The organism is Microbacterium sp. NPDC089321 (assembly GCF_040684935.1).
Lineage (GTDB): Bacteria > Actinomycetota > Actinomycetes > Actinomycetales > Microbacteriaceae > Microbacterium.
On record NZ_JBFBGX010000001.1, the window covers coordinates 964,617 to 980,742 of the forward strand.

The 16,126-nt window shown below is 69.5% G+C and carries 16 protein-coding genes; 11 read left to right on the plus strand and 5 right to left on the minus strand.

Annotated elements, in window-relative coordinates; genetic code table 11:
* The first annotated feature begins 105 nt into the window (after positions 1-105).
* The gene (locus AB0N59_RS04515; protein ID WP_071645077.1) at positions 106-393 is read left to right on the plus strand and encodes an HU family DNA-binding protein; all 288 of its coding nucleotides are present in this window, start codon (positions 106-108) and stop codon (positions 391-393) included.
* A 71-nt stretch (positions 394-464) separates the two neighbouring features.
* Positions 465-2,468 (plus strand): cytochrome c oxidase assembly protein, encoded by a 2,004-nt coding sequence (locus AB0N59_RS04520; RefSeq protein WP_363479322.1) that lies wholly within the window; start codon positions 465-467, stop codon positions 2,466-2,468.
* A gap of 4 nt (positions 2,469-2,472) precedes the next feature.
* Here AB0N59_RS04520 and AB0N59_RS04525 read toward each other — a convergent pair whose 3' ends face one another.
* Positions 2,473-3,573 carry a hypothetical protein gene (locus tag AB0N59_RS04525; RefSeq protein WP_363479325.1) on the minus strand — a complete coding sequence of 367 codons (1,101 nt, stop codon included), beginning with the start codon at positions 3,571-3,573 and terminating at the stop codon, positions 2,473-2,475.
* Positions 3,574-3,654: 81 nt separating this feature from the next.
* On the opposite strand from AB0N59_RS04525, the gene AB0N59_RS04530 reads away from it, so the two are divergent.
* From AB0N59_RS04530 to AB0N59_RS04560, 7 genes are all read left to right on the plus strand, one after another.
* Positions 3,655-5,085, plus strand: coding sequence for an AAA family ATPase (locus AB0N59_RS04530; protein WP_363479328.1), 1,431 nt, complete (start codon positions 3,655-3,657; stop codon positions 5,083-5,085).
* Positions 5,086-5,144: 59 nt separating this feature from the next.
* Entirely contained in the window at positions 5,145-6,431 is a 1,287-nt protein-coding gene (locus AB0N59_RS04535; RefSeq protein WP_363479331.1) for a serine hydrolase domain-containing protein, read from the plus strand.
* Complete coding sequence (locus tag AB0N59_RS04540; protein ID WP_363479334.1) at positions 6,428-7,336, plus strand: EamA family transporter; 909 nt, start codon at positions 6,428-6,430, stop codon at positions 7,334-7,336. Before AB0N59_RS04535 ends, AB0N59_RS04540 begins: the two co-directional genes overlap by 4 nt.
* A 12-nt stretch (positions 7,337-7,348) precedes the next feature.
* Positions 7,349-7,939 carry a hypothetical protein gene (locus AB0N59_RS04545; RefSeq protein WP_363479337.1) on the plus strand — a complete coding sequence of 197 codons (591 nt, stop codon included), beginning with the start codon at positions 7,349-7,351 and terminating at the stop codon, positions 7,937-7,939.
* A gap of 82 nt (positions 7,940-8,021) precedes the next feature.
* A complete protein-coding gene (locus tag AB0N59_RS04550) occupies positions 8,022-8,591 on the plus strand; it encodes a copper resistance CopC family protein (RefSeq protein WP_363479340.1) in 570 nt (189 codons plus the stop codon).
* 89 nt (positions 8,592-8,680) lie between these two features.
* On the plus strand, positions 8,681-9,697 hold the full coding sequence (gene corA, locus AB0N59_RS04555) for a magnesium/cobalt transporter CorA (RefSeq protein WP_363479343.1): 1,017 nt from the start codon (positions 8,681-8,683) through the stop codon (positions 9,695-9,697).
* Positions 9,698-9,764: 67 nt separating this feature from the next.
* Positions 9,765-10,961 (plus strand): aminotransferase class I/II-fold pyridoxal phosphate-dependent enzyme, encoded by a 1,197-nt coding sequence (locus AB0N59_RS04560; RefSeq protein WP_363479346.1) that lies wholly within the window; start codon positions 9,765-9,767, stop codon positions 10,959-10,961.
* A gap of 34 nt (positions 10,962-10,995) precedes the next feature.
* On the opposite strand, the gene AB0N59_RS04565 is transcribed toward AB0N59_RS04560, so the two are convergent.
* Complete coding sequence (locus AB0N59_RS04565) at positions 10,996-11,463, minus strand: MarR family transcriptional regulator (RefSeq protein WP_363479349.1); 468 nt, start codon at positions 11,461-11,463, stop codon at positions 10,996-10,998.
* A gap of 122 nt (positions 11,464-11,585) precedes the next feature.
* Here AB0N59_RS04565 and AB0N59_RS04570 point away from each other — a divergent pair, with 122 nt between their 5' ends.
* Both AB0N59_RS04570 and AB0N59_RS04575 read left to right on the plus strand, forming a co-directional pair.
* Positions 11,586-11,945 carry a hypothetical protein gene (locus tag AB0N59_RS04570; protein ID WP_363479352.1) on the plus strand — a complete coding sequence of 120 codons (360 nt, stop codon included), beginning with the start codon at positions 11,586-11,588 and terminating at the stop codon, positions 11,943-11,945.
* Positions 11,942-12,340 carry a peptide ABC transporter permease gene (locus AB0N59_RS04575; protein ID WP_363479355.1) on the plus strand — a complete coding sequence of 133 codons (399 nt, stop codon included), beginning with the start codon at positions 11,942-11,944 and terminating at the stop codon, positions 12,338-12,340. The genes AB0N59_RS04570 and AB0N59_RS04575 overlap by 4 nt, the downstream gene beginning before the upstream one ends.
* Positions 12,341-12,360: 20 nt before the next feature.
* On the opposite strand, the gene AB0N59_RS04580 is transcribed toward AB0N59_RS04575, so the two are convergent.
* The 3 genes from AB0N59_RS04580 to AB0N59_RS04590 all read right to left on the minus strand — a co-directional run bounded on the left by AB0N59_RS04580 (position 12,361) and on the right by AB0N59_RS04590 (position 16,097).
* A complete protein-coding gene (locus AB0N59_RS04580) occupies positions 12,361-12,702 on the minus strand; it encodes a protein-L-isoaspartate carboxylmethyltransferase (RefSeq protein ID WP_363479358.1) in 342 nt (113 codons plus the stop codon).
* A gap of 139 nt (positions 12,703-12,841) precedes the next feature.
* Positions 12,842-15,226 (minus strand): phosphoenolpyruvate synthase, encoded by a 2,385-nt coding sequence (gene ppsA, locus AB0N59_RS04585; protein ID WP_363479361.1) that lies wholly within the window; start codon positions 15,224-15,226, stop codon positions 12,842-12,844.
* 25 nt (positions 15,227-15,251) lie between these two features.
* The gene (locus AB0N59_RS04590) at positions 15,252-16,097 is read right to left on the minus strand and encodes a pyruvate, water dikinase regulatory protein (RefSeq protein WP_363479364.1); all 846 of its coding nucleotides are present in this window, start codon (positions 16,095-16,097) and stop codon (positions 15,252-15,254) included.
* Between the last annotated feature and the right edge of the window lie 29 nt (positions 16,098-16,126).

Genomic DNA, 16,126 nt, shown 5'->3' on the forward strand with positions numbered 1-16,126 from the left:
GAATCAGGGGTTGTGGTTGGTACATTCGAGGCGGTCGAACGACCGACGGGGGCTCTCCCTCGAAATCAACACGATGCGACGGACCTTCGTCGCTGGAGGAGTGACATGGCTGACAAGTCCATCACCAAGACCGAGCTCGTCGCGAGCATCGCTTCGGCCACCGGCGAGAGCCAGGCCACCGTCTCGCGCGTCCTCGACTCGCTGTTCACCACCGTGTCGGACGCCGTTGCCAAGGGCAGCAAGGTCTCGATCCCCGGTTGGATCGCGTTCGAGCAGGTCGACACCGCCGCTCGCACCGGCCGCAACCCGCAGACCGGCGCCGAGATCAAGATCCCGGCCGGCAAGCGCGTCAAGGTCACCGCTGGCTCCAAGCTGAAGGCAGCCGTCAAGTAAGACCGCTTGCTGCGAGAGAAGGCCGTCCCTCCGGGGGCGGCCTTCTCTCGTATCGGCCGTAGGCTGGAACGGTGAATCCGTACCGTCTCGCTGGCCTGGCGATCCTCGTCGTCAGCGGGGTCGCCGGCCTCATCGCCGCCCTTCTCATCGGCGGCGGCGCCGTGCCGCCGAAGCTGCTCGACCCGGGTCCCGTCGTCATGTGGGGCCTTCCCGCCGCCAAGCTCGCGGCCAACCTGGGTGCGGCGGCGATGTTCGGCTCGCTCGTGCTCGCGCTCTTCGGCCTGCGTGCGGCCTCGCGCCCCTTCGAGGTCGCGATCGACACGGCATCCGTCGGCGCCGCCGTCTTCACGATCGGCTCGGGCATCACGGCCTTCCTCACCTTCATGGCGGCCTTCAACCCGAAGCTCACCGCCGACCGCGGCTTCGGCGAGCAGTTCGGGCGGTATCTGCTCGAGCTGCCCCTCGGACAGGCGTGGCTGATCACCACGCTGATGGGCGCCGTGATCACGCTGCTGCTGTTCGGATGGCGAAGCTGGACGGGCACGATGCTCACGGCCGTGCTCGCCGCCGCCTCATTCCTGCCGATGGCCACGCAGGGCCACTCGGGCGATGTCGCCGGTCACACCGTCGCGGTCAACGCCATCCTGCTGCACACGATCGGCGCGGCGGTCTGGGTCGGCGGCGTGCTGCTGCTCGTCATCCTCCGGCACGTCGACGGCCGTCCGGCCGTACAGGGCAAGGGCCGCAGGCCGGATGCCGGGTTCGACCTCGCCGTGCTCGTCGCGCGCTACTCGTCGCTGGCCATCGCCGCCTTCGCTGTGGTGGCGTTCTCGGGTGTCGCCCGCACCGTGGTCGCGCTGGGGGCGTGGAGCGAGCTGCTCTCGCCCTACGGCCTGATCGTGATCGCCAAGGCGGTGGCCCTCGTCGGGCTCGGCCTGTTCGGCGCGTGGTACCGCCGCAGGCTCATCCCGCACCTCGACGGCGACCGCGAGAAGCGCGCGTTCTGGACCCTCATCCTCGGCGAGCTGGCTCTGATGGGCATCGCCTCGGGCGCCGCCGCGGCGCTCGCCCGCACGCCCCCGCCGCTCGGCGAAGAGGCGCCGGCGGTGCAGACGCCGGCAGAGCGCCTCACCCGCAGTCCGCTGCCGCCCGAGCTGACCCTCGACCGGTGGTTCACGTCGTTCGATCTCGACGTGCTGTGGATCGCCGCCGTCGCGTTCGGCGTCTTCCTCTACGCCGCGGGGATCATCCGGCTGCGCAGGCGGGGGGATGCCTGGCCGCTGCACCGCACGATCTTCTGGATGTCGGGGCTGGCGCTGCTGCTCTGGGTCACGAACGGGCCGATCAACGCCTACCAGGACTACCTGTTCAGCGTGCACATGGCCGGGCACATGCTGCTGAGCATGGCCATCCCCGTGCTGCTCGCGGCCGGAGCGCCGATCACGCTGGCTCTGCGCAGCATCGACAAGCGCGACGACGGCACGCGCGGCGGACGCGAGTGGATCCTCTGGGCGGTGCACTCGCCGTACTCGCGGTTCATCACGCATCCGTTCGTCGCCGCCGGCATCTTCGCGCTGTCGCTGTGGGCCTTCTACTTCACGGATCTCGTGCGCTGGGCGATGTACGACCACCTCGGCCACGAGTGGATGATCATCCACTTCCTCATCTCGGGCTACCTGTTCGCGATGACGCTGATCGGGGTCGACCCGATCCCGTATCGCCTGCCCTACGCCGGCCGCCTGATCACGCTCATCGCCGTGATGGCGACGCACGCGTTCTTCGGCATGGCGATCATGATGCAGTCGGGGCTGATCGTCGCAGAGTGGTACGGGTCGATGGGCAGGACGTGGGGTCCCACGCCGATGGAGGATCAGTACATCGGCGGCGGCATCGCCTGGTCTGTCGGCGAGATCCCGACGCTGATCCTCGCGATCACGCTCGCGATCCAGTGGTCGCGATCGGATGCCCGGCTGCAGCGCCGACGCGATAGGCACGCCGATCGCACGGGTGATGCCGAGCTCGAGGAGTACAACGCGCGCCTGGCGCGCATGGCCGAGCGCGACAGCGCCCGCTGAGCACTCACTCCTCGAGAGCCGGCTGATCGCCTTCGGGTGATCCGACCCGGATCGACACGGTACCGTCGGGGAGCACGGTGGCGGTTCCGTTGACCCGGAAGGGCACGTCCTGCGAGACCTCGCGCACGGTGCCGTCGAAGAGCGACTGGATCTCGACGTCGATGTGGGCCATCGCCTCGGTCGCGGGGATCGCCCAGGCGGCGCCGTCCGGCACGAGGGTCACGGCGGGCTGCTTCGCGATCGACCACTTCGGTGTGGTGCCGGGCGCCAGACGATTGTGCAGCTGCAGCCCGAACGGGCAGCGGGTGGGCTGCAGCACCTCCTGGGTGGCGCACTGCATGAGGAACTGCTCGACCTGCTGCTGCACGACACCGACGAACTTGTCGGTGGGCTCTGCCTGCACGTCGACCGGAGTGCGGGCGAGGGCGGTGTCGGCGAGCACGCTCACGCCGCGTGACGCCGCGATCGCGGTGTCGACGGTGACCGAGTAGCGCCCGGGGGTGAAGACGAGCAGGTGCAGGGGATCGAGCGGACCGGCCTCGGCGCCGTCGACCGAGACCTGGCGGCGGTCGATCGCGAAGCCGTTCACCGCGAACACGTCGGCGCCGCGCACGGTCAGCTCGATCTCGGCCAGCGGGCTCTGGGTGAAGCGCCAGTTCGGGGTGACTCCGACCCAGCCGTCCTGCGCGACCGTGAACACGGAGGTGCCCTCCACGCCCCCGGCGCGATAGTCGACGACGATCTCGTGCACGCCGTCTTTCTCGCCCGTCTCGGTGACGGTGACGTCGGTCAGCGGGGCGAGGGCCGCTCGGCGCAGCAGCGCCTCCGACGCGGACGCGTCGATCCCGGCATCCTGAAGCACCGCCAGGTCGAGCGATACGCCGGGCACCTGCAGGGCCTCGACGGCCCGGCCGTTCGAGAGCAGGTCGACGTAGCGCTGCACGAAGGCCGACGGGCTGTAGAACGACTGGTACAGCGACATGCCGCCGGCGCCGATCGCGGCGACCAGCAGCAGGCCGATGAACGCCAGCAGCGCGAGATCGGCGCGCAGCGTCGAGCGGGCGCGCGGGCGCGCGCTCTCGCGTGACACCCGCCCCTGCATCATGGCGCCAAGTCTAAGGAGTCGGTGCTGGGACGAAGCCGAGCGCGCGACTCGCAGTCGGACACGGGACTTAACATAGGGTGCGTGTCCATCGCCCTCTCAGAAGAACAGCAGGCGCTGTTCCGGCTCATCGAGGACACCGACGAGCACGTCTTCATCACGGGCCGAGCGGGCACGGGCAAGTCGACCCTGCTGCAGCACTTCGCGTGGAACACGAAGAAGCAGATCGCGATCTGCGCGCCGACGGGCGTCGCCGCGCTGAACGTCGAGGGCCAGACGATCCACTCGCTGTTCCGGCTGCCGATCGGCCTCATCGCCGAGAGCGAGATCGATCAGTCCGATGCGACCCGCCGCATCCTGAACGCGATCGAGACGCTCGTGATCGACGAGATCTCGATGGTGAACGCCGATCTCATGGATGCCATCGATCGGTCGCTCCGCCAGGCGCGGGGCAAGCGGGGCATCCCGTTCGGCGGTGTGCAGATCGTCATGTTCGGCGATCCGTACCAGCTCGCACCCGTTCCTCCGCGCGGTGACGAGCTGCGCTACATCCAGGATCACTACCGCTCGTTCTGGTTCTTCGACGCGAAGGTGTGGACCGGCGGCCGACAGGGTGAGGACGGCGGCGGGATGCTCGACATCGGCACGTACGGCGCCAAGCTGCACGTGCACGAGCTGGTGCACATCCACCGTCAGTCGGACGACGGATTCAAGGCGATGCTCAATGCGGTGCGCTACGGCCGCGTCACCAAGGACATCGCCGACGTGCTCAATGCGAAGGGTGCCCGGACGCCCCCGGAGCCCGAGCCGGGGGAGGTGCCGATCATCACGCTCGCCACCCGCAACGACATCGTCAACAGCATCAACCGCCGCCATCTCGCCGCACTCCCCGGCCGTGAGCAGACCGCGCACGCCGAGGTGTCGGGCGACTTCGGGCGCGGCGAGGCGAACTATCCTGCCGACGCCGAGCTCAAGCTCAAGGTGGGCGCTCAGGTGATGTTCCTGCGCAACGACATCTCGATGCAGGGCGAGCCGCCGCGCTGGGTCAACGGCTCGATCGGCACGGTCATGCGCATCATGGGCGACTCGGTGCGCGTCGACGTCGACGGCGACGAGTTCGACGTCGAGCCGGCGGTGTGGGAGAGGTTCCGCTACGCGTACAACCCCGGCACCAAGACGCTGACGAGAGAGGTCGCCGCGGAGTTCACGCAGTTCCCGCTGCGACTGGCCTGGGCGGTGACGATCCACAAGTCGCAGGGCAAGACCTATGACCGCGCGGTGGTCGACCTCGGCTCGGGCGCGTTCGCGCCGGGGCAGACGTACGTGGCGCTGTCGCGGCTCACCTCGCTCGACGGCCTCTACCTGTCGCGGCCGCTGCGGCCGAGCGACATCCGCGTCGACGAGGATGTGCGCCGCTTCATGCGCGAAGCCTGGGAGGCCAGGCAGGCCCAGAGAGCAGAGCAGGAGACGGCCGAATCCGCCGAGGGTACCGCGAAGAGCATCCGGATGCCATGACCGGCCGCCTTTCAGGCTCGTCGCCCTAGACTCGGAGAGTCCATCTCCGGGAGTGTCATATGCATCTTCGTTCGTCGCGCCGCGTGCGCGCAGCCGTCGGCGGCGCCCTCGCCCTGGCCCTCGCACTGACCGGCTGCACCGGGTCGGATGCTGAGTTCAGCTACACGCCGCCCGAGCAGGTCGACGCGAAGCTGCCTGACGACGTCACCGGTCAGCTGCAGGCCGCGGTCGAGCAGGCGATGGTCGCGACCGGCTCGACCGGCGCCATCGTCGGCGTCTGGGTGCCCTGGAGCGGCGAGTGGGTCGCCGGCCTCGGCACGCAGGGCAAGGACGGCGCGAAGGTCAGCGCCGACATGTCGTTCCGCGTCGCCGACGTGACCCGTCTGATGACCTGCGACGTGCTCTACGGCATGGTGGACGACGGCAAGGTCGAACTCGACGCTCCTGTGACCAAGTACGTCTCGGGCGTCGCCGACCTCACCGACATCACGCTTCTCGATCTGTGCAACGGCACCAGCGGGGTCGGCTCGTCCGAGGCCGCCGTGAAGCAGTACTGGCTGAACACACCGGGTCGCCAGTGGGCGCCGCTGCAGCTGGCGAGCTTCGGTCTCGGCGGCAGCCGCGGCCCCGCGCACACCGCGTACCGCGACTCCGACGCCGGCTACCTCATGCTCGGCATGGCCCTGGAGCGCATCTCGGGCATGAGCGCCGCGCAGCTGATCGCCAAGTACGTCACGACGCCCCTCGGCCTCGAGTCGACGTCGCTGCCGCCGCGGCAGTCGGCCCCGCCGACGCCGGCGCCCGCGCTCACCGGCACCTACCTGCCCACTGTCGAGGGCGGCGGCTACGACTGCGCCGCGCCTGTCGACATCACCGAGAGCTCGTCGAGCATCGGCTTCACCGATTCCGGTGTCGTCTCGACGATCACCGACCTCGGCCGCTACGCCCAGGCCGAGGCGAGCCAGGCGCTGCGCGAGAAGAACGCGGAACCCGCTCGCTTCGGCGCGCCGCTTCCGGCCACGGCCAAGGCCCCGAGCTGGTACCAGGCGACGGGCGGCGGATTCCTCGTCGGCTCGCTCATCGGCCAGCATGGCTGGGTCCCCGGCTATGCCACAGCGGCGTACTCCGATCCGGCCACCGGATTCACGGTCGCCGTGACGCTCAACGGCTCGTCGGCCGGCGGCTCGCTCGCCGCCTACCTGGCGTGGCAGCTGGCGGCGATCGCCTCGAAGGCACCGGCCGCGAAGGGGCAGACGGCTCCGGAGTTCGGGCTGCCGTTCACGGCTGAGCAGTACGCCCAGAGCATCGCCGACGCGGCGATCTGCTCTCCGCCCGCAGAAGGGTGAGCGCGGCAGCAGGGCCCGCCCCCGGCACCGCCGGAGTGGGCGCCGTCGGCCTCGTCGCGATCGGACTGATCTGCCAGCAGGTCGGCTCGTCGGCGGCGATCATGCTGTTCCCCGAGGTCGGACCGCTCGGCATGGTCATGCTGCGGCTGGTCTTCTCGACTCTGATCCTGCTCGTCATCGCCCGGCCGACGCTGCGCGGGCACTCGCCGCGTGCGTGGCGCTCGGCTCTCATGCTCGGCGGCGTGCTCGCGCTCATGAACAGCTTCTACTACCTGGCTCTGCGCGAGCTGCCCCTGGGCGTGACGGTCACGATCGAGGTGCTCGGGCCTCTCGCGCTCGCCGTCGTGGCGGCGCGCACGCGCACCTCATGGGTGTGGGCGGGCCTCGCGCTGGTCGGAATCGTCGCGCTCGGCGGCGGCGGGTGGGACCGGCTGACACTCGCCGGAGTGCTCTTCGCCCTCGGTGCGGCGGCGAGCTGGGCGGGGTACATCCTGTCGTCGGCGCGGGTGGGGCGCGACTTCGACCGCCTCGACGGTCTCGCCCTCGCCATGGCGTTCGGAGCGCTGCTGTCGCTGCCGTTCGGGATCGCGGATGCCGGTGGTGCACTGCTGCGCATCGAGCTGGTCGCCCTCGGAGCGGCCGTCGCCGTGCTGAGCTCGACCATCCCGTACGCGCTCGAGCTGGTGGCGCTGCGCCGCCTGACGCCGGCGGTCTTCGGCATCCTCATGAGCCTGGGCCCCGCTCTGGCCTGCGTCGCCGGCTTCGTGCTGCTCGGGCAGCGGCTCTCTCTGCTCGAGATCGCCGGGGTCGCGCTCGTGGTCGTCGCGAGCGCCGGCGCGGTATGGGCCGGGCGGGTCGAGCGCGCCGAGCCCGACCTCGTCGCCGATGTGCCTCCCACGCCGTGAAAGGATGGACGGGTGCGTGCGTCTCGTAGAACCCGGCTGCTCCGCGGCTTCGCGGGCGCCTCGGTCTCGACCTTCGTCGCCCTGGCCTCGCATGTCTGGGTCGGCGGGCAGATGCCGGGGATGCTGGGCATCGTCGTCCCGTGGCTGCTGTCGTTCATGCTGTGCACGCTGCTCTCCGGCATCCGGCTCTCGGCGTTCCGCCTGACCGCCTCGGTGCTGCTGTCTCAGGCGCTGTTCCACTCGCTCTTCGTGCTGGGGGCGATCACGCCGCGCAGCGGTGTCGCACCGCACGTGCACGGCCCCCTCGCTCTTCCCTCGGCCGGCGCCGCCCTGATCGTCCCCGAGGATGCGGGGATGTGGGTGGCGCACGGCATCGCCGCGGCGATCACGGTGCTGGCCCTGCACCGCGGCGAGCGACTGCTGCAGGCGCTCACGGTCCTGGCATCCGTCGTCGCGCGATGGATCAGCCGCGCCGTCGTCGCCGCTCCCGCCCTTCCGCTCATCCCGTCGCGGGCGCGCTGGGCCGTGCAGCCCGCGCCTCTGCGCACCGAACCCCGCTTCGCCTGCCTCAAGCGGCGGGGCCCGCCTCTGCTCGTCGTCTGATCCATCGCGGCCCTGCCGCAGGGCGCCGTCGCGCCCGTTCCCAGATGACTCGCCGCTCAGCGGCACCCAGAAAGAGGTTTCCATGTTCCGTATCCGCACCGCCGTCGCCGCCGCCGCCGTGGCGACCATCGCCGCCCTCGCCGTCGCGGCACCGGCATCCGCCCATGACGAGCTCGTGGCGAGCACCCCGGCCGCCGACGCACAGCTCACCGCAGCGCCGGCCGAGCTGTCGCTGACCTTCTCGAACAACCTGCTCTCGCTCGACGAGAACAGCGGCACCGCCATCACCGTCGTCGACGCGACCGGCGAGGACTGGGTCGACGGCGAGCCGGTGATCCAGGCCGACAGCGTCACGGTTCCGCTGGCCGAGGGCATGCCGAACGGCGACTACGCGGTGACCTGGCAGGTCGTCTCGAGCGACGGTCACCCGACGTCGGGCGAGTACTCGTTCTCGCTGGCCGCGGCCGAGGCATCCGCTACGCCGAGCGCGACGCCGAGTGAGACGGCCGACGAGCAGCCCGAGCCGGCTGAGACGACGCAGCCGGCGCAGCAGGCCGATTCGATGCAGTGGCCGCTGCTGATCGGCCTGGGCGTGGTCGTGCTCGCCGCGATCGTGATCGTGATCGTGATCGCCGCGCGACGCAAGCGCTGACACCCCGACAGAGCGGGCCTCGCCGGAATCGGCGGGGCCCGCTCGCGGTGATAGCGTCGGCGAGGCGCGCGGGTTTCAGGAGGCACGGCATGGCGATCATCGACAACGGCATCTACGTGAACGGCGTGCGCACCGCCAACCCCGGCAGCCTCGACGAGACGTTCGAGCTGATGCGCGAGCGCGGCGGAATGGGGTGGATCGGACTCTACCGTCCCGATGCCGCCGAGCTGCAGGCGGTGGCTGCCGAGTTCGGCCTGCACGAGCTCGCGGTCGAGGACGCGCTGCGCGGACACCAGCGTCCCAAGCTCGAGCAGTACGAGGACCACCTCTTCGTGGTGCTGCGCCCGGCCCGCTACCTCGACGCCGAGGAGGAGGTCGAGTTCGGCGAGGTGCACGTGTTCGTCGGCAGCGACTTCGTGGTCACCGTGCGGCACGCCGAAGAGCCCGACCTGGGCCGCGTGCGCCGCCGCCTCGAGGTCGAGCCCGAACTGCTGGCCCACGGACCCGAGGCCGTGCTCTACGCGATCCTCGACGAGGTCGTCGACCGCTACGCGCCGGTGCTCGCCGGACTCGAGAACGACATCGACGAGATCGAGAACCAGCTGTTCGTCGACGACGTCGACGCCACGCAGCGCATCTACGAGCTCTCGCGCGAGGTGCTCGACTTCCAGCGGGCGGCGCAGCCGTTGACCGAGATGGTCGGCGCGCTGCTGCGCGAGGGCGAGAAGCGGGGAGCGGATGCCGAGCTGCAGCGCCGTCTGCGAGATGTGCACGACCACACGATCCGGGTCGCGGATCGCGCCGCCACCTTCCGCGCGGTGCTCGAGAACGCGCTCACCGTCGAGTCGACGATCGTCGCCCGAAGGCAGAACGAGGAGATGCGCCGGATGACCGAGGAGAGCATGCGCCAGGGAGAGCAGATGAAGCGCATCTCGGCGTGGGCGGCGATCCTGTTCGCGCCGACGCTGATCGGCGCGATCTACGGCATGAACTTCAGGTACATGCCCGAGCTCGACTGGCCTCTCGGCTACCCGCTCTCGATCGCGGCGATGGCCGCCCTCGCCGGAGGGCTCTGGCTCGCGTTCAGGCGCAAGGGCTGGCTGTAGCCGTCGTTCTGTGACGCCGCGGGACGACCTTCTCCCTGATCCCGGTCGCTCGGCGCAGAATGGATGCATGACGCTCGCCGACCTCGCCACCACGCACCCGTTCGACGCCATCACGGCAGACCAGCTGCGTGACGCGGGAAGCGTGAAGTGGACGCGGTTCCCCGACACGATCGGCACCTTCATCGCCGAGATGGACTTCGGCGTCGCTCCTGCCATCTCGGACGCGGTCGCAGATGCACTGCGTGCCGGCTTCACCGGCTACCTGCCGCAGCCGACGGCGCAGGCGCTGCAGCAGGCCGTCGCCGACTGGTACGCCGAGAAGTGCGACTGGGCTGTCGCCGCGGGCGATGTGCGCCTGGTGGCCGACGTGATCGCGGCTTACGAGTTCGCGATCTCCACGTACACCCAGCCGGGTGCCGCCGTCATCGTGCCGACGCCGGCGTACATGCCGTTCCTCGACGTGCCGCTGCGCCACGGGCGCCGGGTGATCGAGGTGCCGAGCGTCGAGACCGACGGGCGGTGGGCGATGGACCTCGATGCGGTCGCCGCGGCCTTCGCCGACGGCGGTGAGCTGCTCGTGCTGTGCAACCCGCACAATCCGCTCGGCACGGTCGCGACGCTCGACGAGCTGCGAGCGATCGCCGACACGGTGACGGATGCCGGCGGGCGGGTGTTCTCGGACGAGATCCACGCGCCGCTCGTGTACGCGCCCGCGCGGCACATCCCGTACGCGTCGGTGTCGGCGGCGGCGGCAGAGCACACCCTCACCGCGACGTCGGCGTCGAAGGCGTGGAACCTGGCCGGCTTCAAGTGCGCGCAGCTGATCCTGTCGAACGACGAGACGCGTGGGGCCTGGGAGGCCGACGGCGGCTGGGCGGGGCATGGCACAGCCACGATCGGCGTGGTCGCTCAGCTGGCCGCGTACACGGCGGGCGCAGAGTGGCTCGACGACGTCACCGACTATCTCGACGGCAGTCGGCGTCTGCTCGCCGAGCTCGTGGCCGAGCATCTTCCCGGTGTGCGGGTCACCGTGCCCGAGGGCACGTACATCGCGCTGCTCGACTTCCGCGGGACGCGCCTGTGGAAGGAGCTGGGCGGTGACGCCGACCTCGGCACCTGGTTCCGCGAGAACGCGGGGGTCGCGATGACCGATGGCGCGCTGTGCGGTCAGGCGGCGGTGGGATGCACTCGCTTCGTCTTCGCGACGCCGCGGCCCATCATCAGGGAGGCTGTGCTGCGGATCGCCGAGGCTCTCACGCGCTGACCCCTCGGGCACGTGGACGCGGGGCGTCGGGCCTTCAGGGCGCGACCGTGCGGCTGGCCTGATCCACGGCCTTCGTGAGCCTGCTGAGGAATCCGACGACGGCGGCGTGCTCGTCGGCGCTGAGCTCGGAGGCGATCTGACGCGTCGCCTGCTGAAAGGCGACGACGGGGGCCCCGACGGTGCGCTCGGCGAGCGGCGTCGCGGTGATGACCAGGCTGCGCCGATCGGAGGGGTGGCGCACGCGCTCGATGGCGCCGGCGCGCTCGAGACGGTCGAGCAGTGCAGTCATAGACGCCGAGGTGACACCGAGGTGCTTCGACAGAGCGGTCGGCGTGACCGTGTTGTCGTTGCGCGCCGCGGTGAGCAGGTACTGGATGATCCGGATCTCGTTGTCGGACATCGACGAGGCCGCGCGAGCACGTGCGTGCATCGCGCTGTCGGCCTCTTGGTACTGCCGAAGTGCGTTGATGATCTGGGTTTCGGAACTCACGTGATCGCTCATGTGCCCCTCCTCGTGATCGATCATAGCAAAACATGAAGTGTGCCGGATATGTAGTTTGACAAACTACTTTTGATCTGAGTAAGTTTTCTCACATCAGATTCACACCGACCTGAGGAGTTGACATGGGCACGCTGCACTACGGAGCAACCGGTGGTCCGATCGAGATGCCTGATCGCATCCTCGCTCACCTGAAGGTTCTGATCTCGACCAAGCTGCGCCGCAACGAGAGCTTCTCGCTGTCGTGGGATCGCCTCATCGACGGAGCCGTCGAGCGATCCAGCATCTGGCTGCACTGCTCCATCCCGCTGCAGTTCCAGATGGACGCCGAAGCCTCCAAGCAGCTCGACCGCGCCTACCTTCAGCAGCTCGCCGACCAGGCGAACTCCTCGGCCGGCGTCGTCATCGACCTGAGCGACCAGGTGGCCGAGCGCGAGATCTCCGAGATCGCCGTCAGCACCCCGGCCCTGGCGCGTGTGGCATGACCATCGCAGAGCACCCCGCGGGCCGGCTCTTCGTTCCGGGCTCCACCGCCCAGGCAGCACCCGCAGCGCCTCTGGCGCCGGCCCTGCCGCGTGCCGTCACGTGGAGCAAGGTCGACACCGGCTTCCACGTCGCATCGCGTGCTGGGGAGTACGTGGGTTCGGTCGACACGACACCCGACGGGCACTTCGTCGCCTTCGACGGCACCAGCGCACCGATCGGCCGCTACGCCGAGCTGTCGGAAGCCAAGTCGGCCGTGCTCGCCTGGAAGCCCGAGCGCACGCGCATCCGGGATCGCCGTCTCTCCGAGGCCGTCGCCCCCATCGCGGCATCAGCCGGTCTGGTCGCCGTGGCGACCGCAGCGCTCGGCGCGCTGCTCGGCGTCGCTCCCGTCTGAGCAGCCGCGCGGACGACGGGTCAGTGCGTGAGCACGACCTCGTCGGTCTTCTGCTGAAGGAACGAGCGGAGCTCTGCAAGTCGGGCGATGTCGTCGGCGAGCAGGCGAAGATCGGCGTCATCCAGGTCCATCGAGGCGTCACGGCCTTCGAATGTGACCACCCAGGTGGGCATGCCCCGGCGGATCTCGGGATGCAGCAGAGTGATGGTGCTGGCGGATCGCAGCGTCACGACGACCATCCCGGAGTTCGGTCCGGACTCGAAGTTGTTGTCGAGCACGGCGACGCCCAGCGAGTCGGCGCTGTGCGACACGATGTACTCGTTGACCCAGCGCTCCACTGTGGTCCGGTCGCGGTATGGCATGGGGCACCTTCTCTTCATCGAACGCAGATGCGTTCATGGTGAACGCTAGTCGACGCCCCTGAGCGCGAGGCCGTGAAGGCCCATCGCGTACGGAATGCGAAAGGTCCTTTCGCCCTCGGTCAGCACTGAGTCGCTAAAATCACGCGCTCGCGGGCTCGGTGCGCGCGAGCCGCAGCCACGTCTCGATCACGGTGTCGGGGTTGAGCGATACCGATTCGATCCCCTGCTCGACCAGCCATTCCGCGAGCTCGGGGTGATCGCTCGGACCCTGACCGCAGATGCCGACGTACTTGCCGTTCCGGCGGCACGCCTCGATCGCCATCGACAGCAGCTTGAGCACCGCCGGGTCGCGCTCGTCGAACGTGTCGGCCACGAGTGCGCTGTCGCGGTCGAGGCCGAGGGTCAGCTGCGTCATGTCGTTCGAGCCGATCGAGAACCCGTCGAAGTGCTCGAGGTACTCGTCGGCCAGCAGTGCGTTCGTGGGCACCTCGCACATCATCACGACCTTCAGGTCGTTCTCACCGCGGCGCAGGCCGTTCTGAGCCAGCAGCTCGACGACGGCCTCTCCCTCTGCGACCGTGCGCACGAAGGGCACCATCACCTGCACGTTCGTGAAGCCCATCTCGTCGCGCACGAACTTCAGTGCCTCGCACTCCATCTCGAAGCACTCGCGGAAGTCGGCAGAGATGTACCGCGACGCCCCGCGGTAGCCGATCATCGGGTTCTCCTCGTGCGGCTCGTAGCGCTCGCCGCCGATGAGGTTGGCGTACTCGTTCGACTTGAAGTCGCTCATGCGCACGATGACGGGTTCGGGGGCGAAGGCCGCCGCCAGCATCGAGACGCCCTCGATGACGCGCTGCACGAAGTACTCGCGCGGTGACGGGTAGGCGGCGATACGGGCATCCACCTGCCGGCGGAGGTCGTCGGGCAGGGAGTCGTGCTCGAGCAGGGCGCGGGGGTGGATGCCGATCTGGCGGTTGATGATGAACTCGAGCCGCGCGAGGCCGACGCCGCGGTGCGGCAGGCGCGAGAACGAGAAGGCCTGGTCTGGGGTGCCGACGTTCATCATGATCTTGACCGGCGCCTCGGGCATGCTGTCGAGGGCCGTCTCCTCCTCGGCGAAGGGGAGGATGCCCTCGTAGACGACGCCCGTGTCGCCTTCGGCGCACGACACGGTCACCGGCTGGCCATCTGTCAGCACCCTGGTCGCGTCGCCGGTGCCGACGACGGCGGGGATGCCGAGCTCGCGGGCGATGATCGCCGCGTGGCAGGTGCGGCCGCCGCGGTTGGTGATGATGGCCGACGCGCGCTTCATGATCGGCTCCCAGTCGGGGTCGGTCATGTCGGCGACGAGCACGTCGCCGGTCTGGAACTCGCTCATCTGCGTGGCGTCGCGGAGGATGCGCACGGGGCCTGCGCCGATGCGCTGGCCGATCGCGCGCCCCTCGACGGCGACCTCGCCCTTCTGCTGCAGCCGGAACCGTCGCATGACGTTCGCCGACTCCCGGGAGACGACCGTCTCGGGCCGCGCCTGAAGGATGTACAGCTGCCCGTCGACGCCGTCCTTGCCCCATTCGATGTCCATCGGGCGGCCGTAGTGGGCCTCGATGACCAGCGCATGGCGCGCGAGCTCGGTGAGCTCGTCGTCGGTGATCGAGAACAGCCGGCGGTCGGCTGCGGGCACGTCGACGAACGCGGTGCTGGCGCCCGCCTCCGTGCTGTCGGTGTAGCGCATCGCGATCGCCTTCTCGCCGACCGAGCGCTTGAGGATCGCGGGGCGGTCCGCGCGCAGCGCCGGCTTCGAGACGTAGAACTCGTCGGGGTTCACGGCGCCCTGCACGACGGCCTCGCCCAGCCCGTAGGAGCTGGTGACGAACACGGCCTCGTCGAAGCCCGACTCGGTGTCGACCGTGAACATCACGCCAGAGGCGCCGACGTCTGAGCGCACCATGCGCTGCACGCCCGCCGAGAGCGCGACCTCGTCATGGTCGAATCCCTGGTGCGCGCGGTAGGCGATCGCGCGGTCGTTGTAGAGCGACGCGTACACGCTGCGGATCGCGGCGAGCACGTTGCCGATCCCGCCCACGTTGAGGAACGTCTCCTGCTGACCGGCGAACGAGGCATCCGGAAGGTCTTCGGCCGTCGCCGACGACCGCACCGCCCACGTGACCCCCTCGGGATCGACGTCGTTCGCGACGAGCTGGTCGTAGGCGTCGCGGATGTCGCGTTCGAGGTCGTCGGGCAGCGGATGCTCGGTGACCCAGCCGCGGATCTCGGTGCCGACGAGGGCGAGACGCGAGACGTCGTCGGTGTCGAGTGCGGCGATCGCCTCGCGAATGCGATCGCGCAGCCCATCGTGCTCGAGGAAGCGGCGGTAGGCGTCCGCCGTCGTGGCGAAGCCGCCAGGCACCCGCACGCCGAGGTCGGAGAGATTCGAGATCATCTCGCCGAGCGAGGCGTTCTTGCCGCCGACCTGGGGAAGGTCGGTCATTCCGATCGAATCGAACCAGAGGATGTTGGTCACGAGGAGCTCTTTCGTCTGAGGGTGGTCAGCGGCGAAGGCCGAGGGCTTGCAGGATCACTGCGGACATCTCCTCGACGCTCTTCGTCGAGGAGTTGAGAAAGGGGATGCCGTTGCGGGCGTAGAGCTTCTCGGCCCTGCGCAGCTCGGTGGTGCACTGCGCGAGGCTCGAGTAGCGCGAGTCGGGTCGGCGCTCATGGCGCACCTGGCTGAGGCGCAGCGGCGTCGTCGTCAGCCCGAAGCAGCGGGACGCGTACTTCTTGATGAGCGGCGGCAGGTCGTCGGTGGGGAAGTCGTCGTCGGTGAGCGGATAGTTCGCCACCAGCAGGCCGTACTGGAGAGCGAGGTACATGGTCGTCGGGGTCTTGCCGCAGCGGCTCGGCGCGACGATGATCACGTCGGCGAGGTCGAGCGCCCGGTCGCTCTGCCCGTCGTCGTGCTCGATCGCGTACTCGACCGCGCGCATGCGGGCGAAGTACTCGGTGGCGTCGCCGAGGGTGTGGAACTGGCCCAGCTGCTCGGACGGCGGGGTGCCGAGCGCTTCGGCGAGCTCGCTGAGGTGTCCGCTGAGCAGGTCGATGTGCGTCGCGGGCACGGCGGTGAGCACCGTGAGGACGGCGGGGTTCTTGGCCGTCGTGAAGACGAGGGGCTCGAGTCCGCCCGCGGCGTCCTGGGCGATCTGGTCGGCGATCGTCACGGCGACGTCGACCGAGTCGACGAACGGGATGGTGTGCTTGAGGAACACCATGCCGGGGAAGTTCGCCAGCAAGGCGTTGCCGAGCGTCTCGGCGGTGATGCCCGTGCTGTCTGACACGAAGTACGCCGCGCGCACAGCACGCGTCGTCGTCGTATCGGAGGCGGTCTTCTCGGCCATGCACCGACTCTAGATGGAGGAACCGGGGA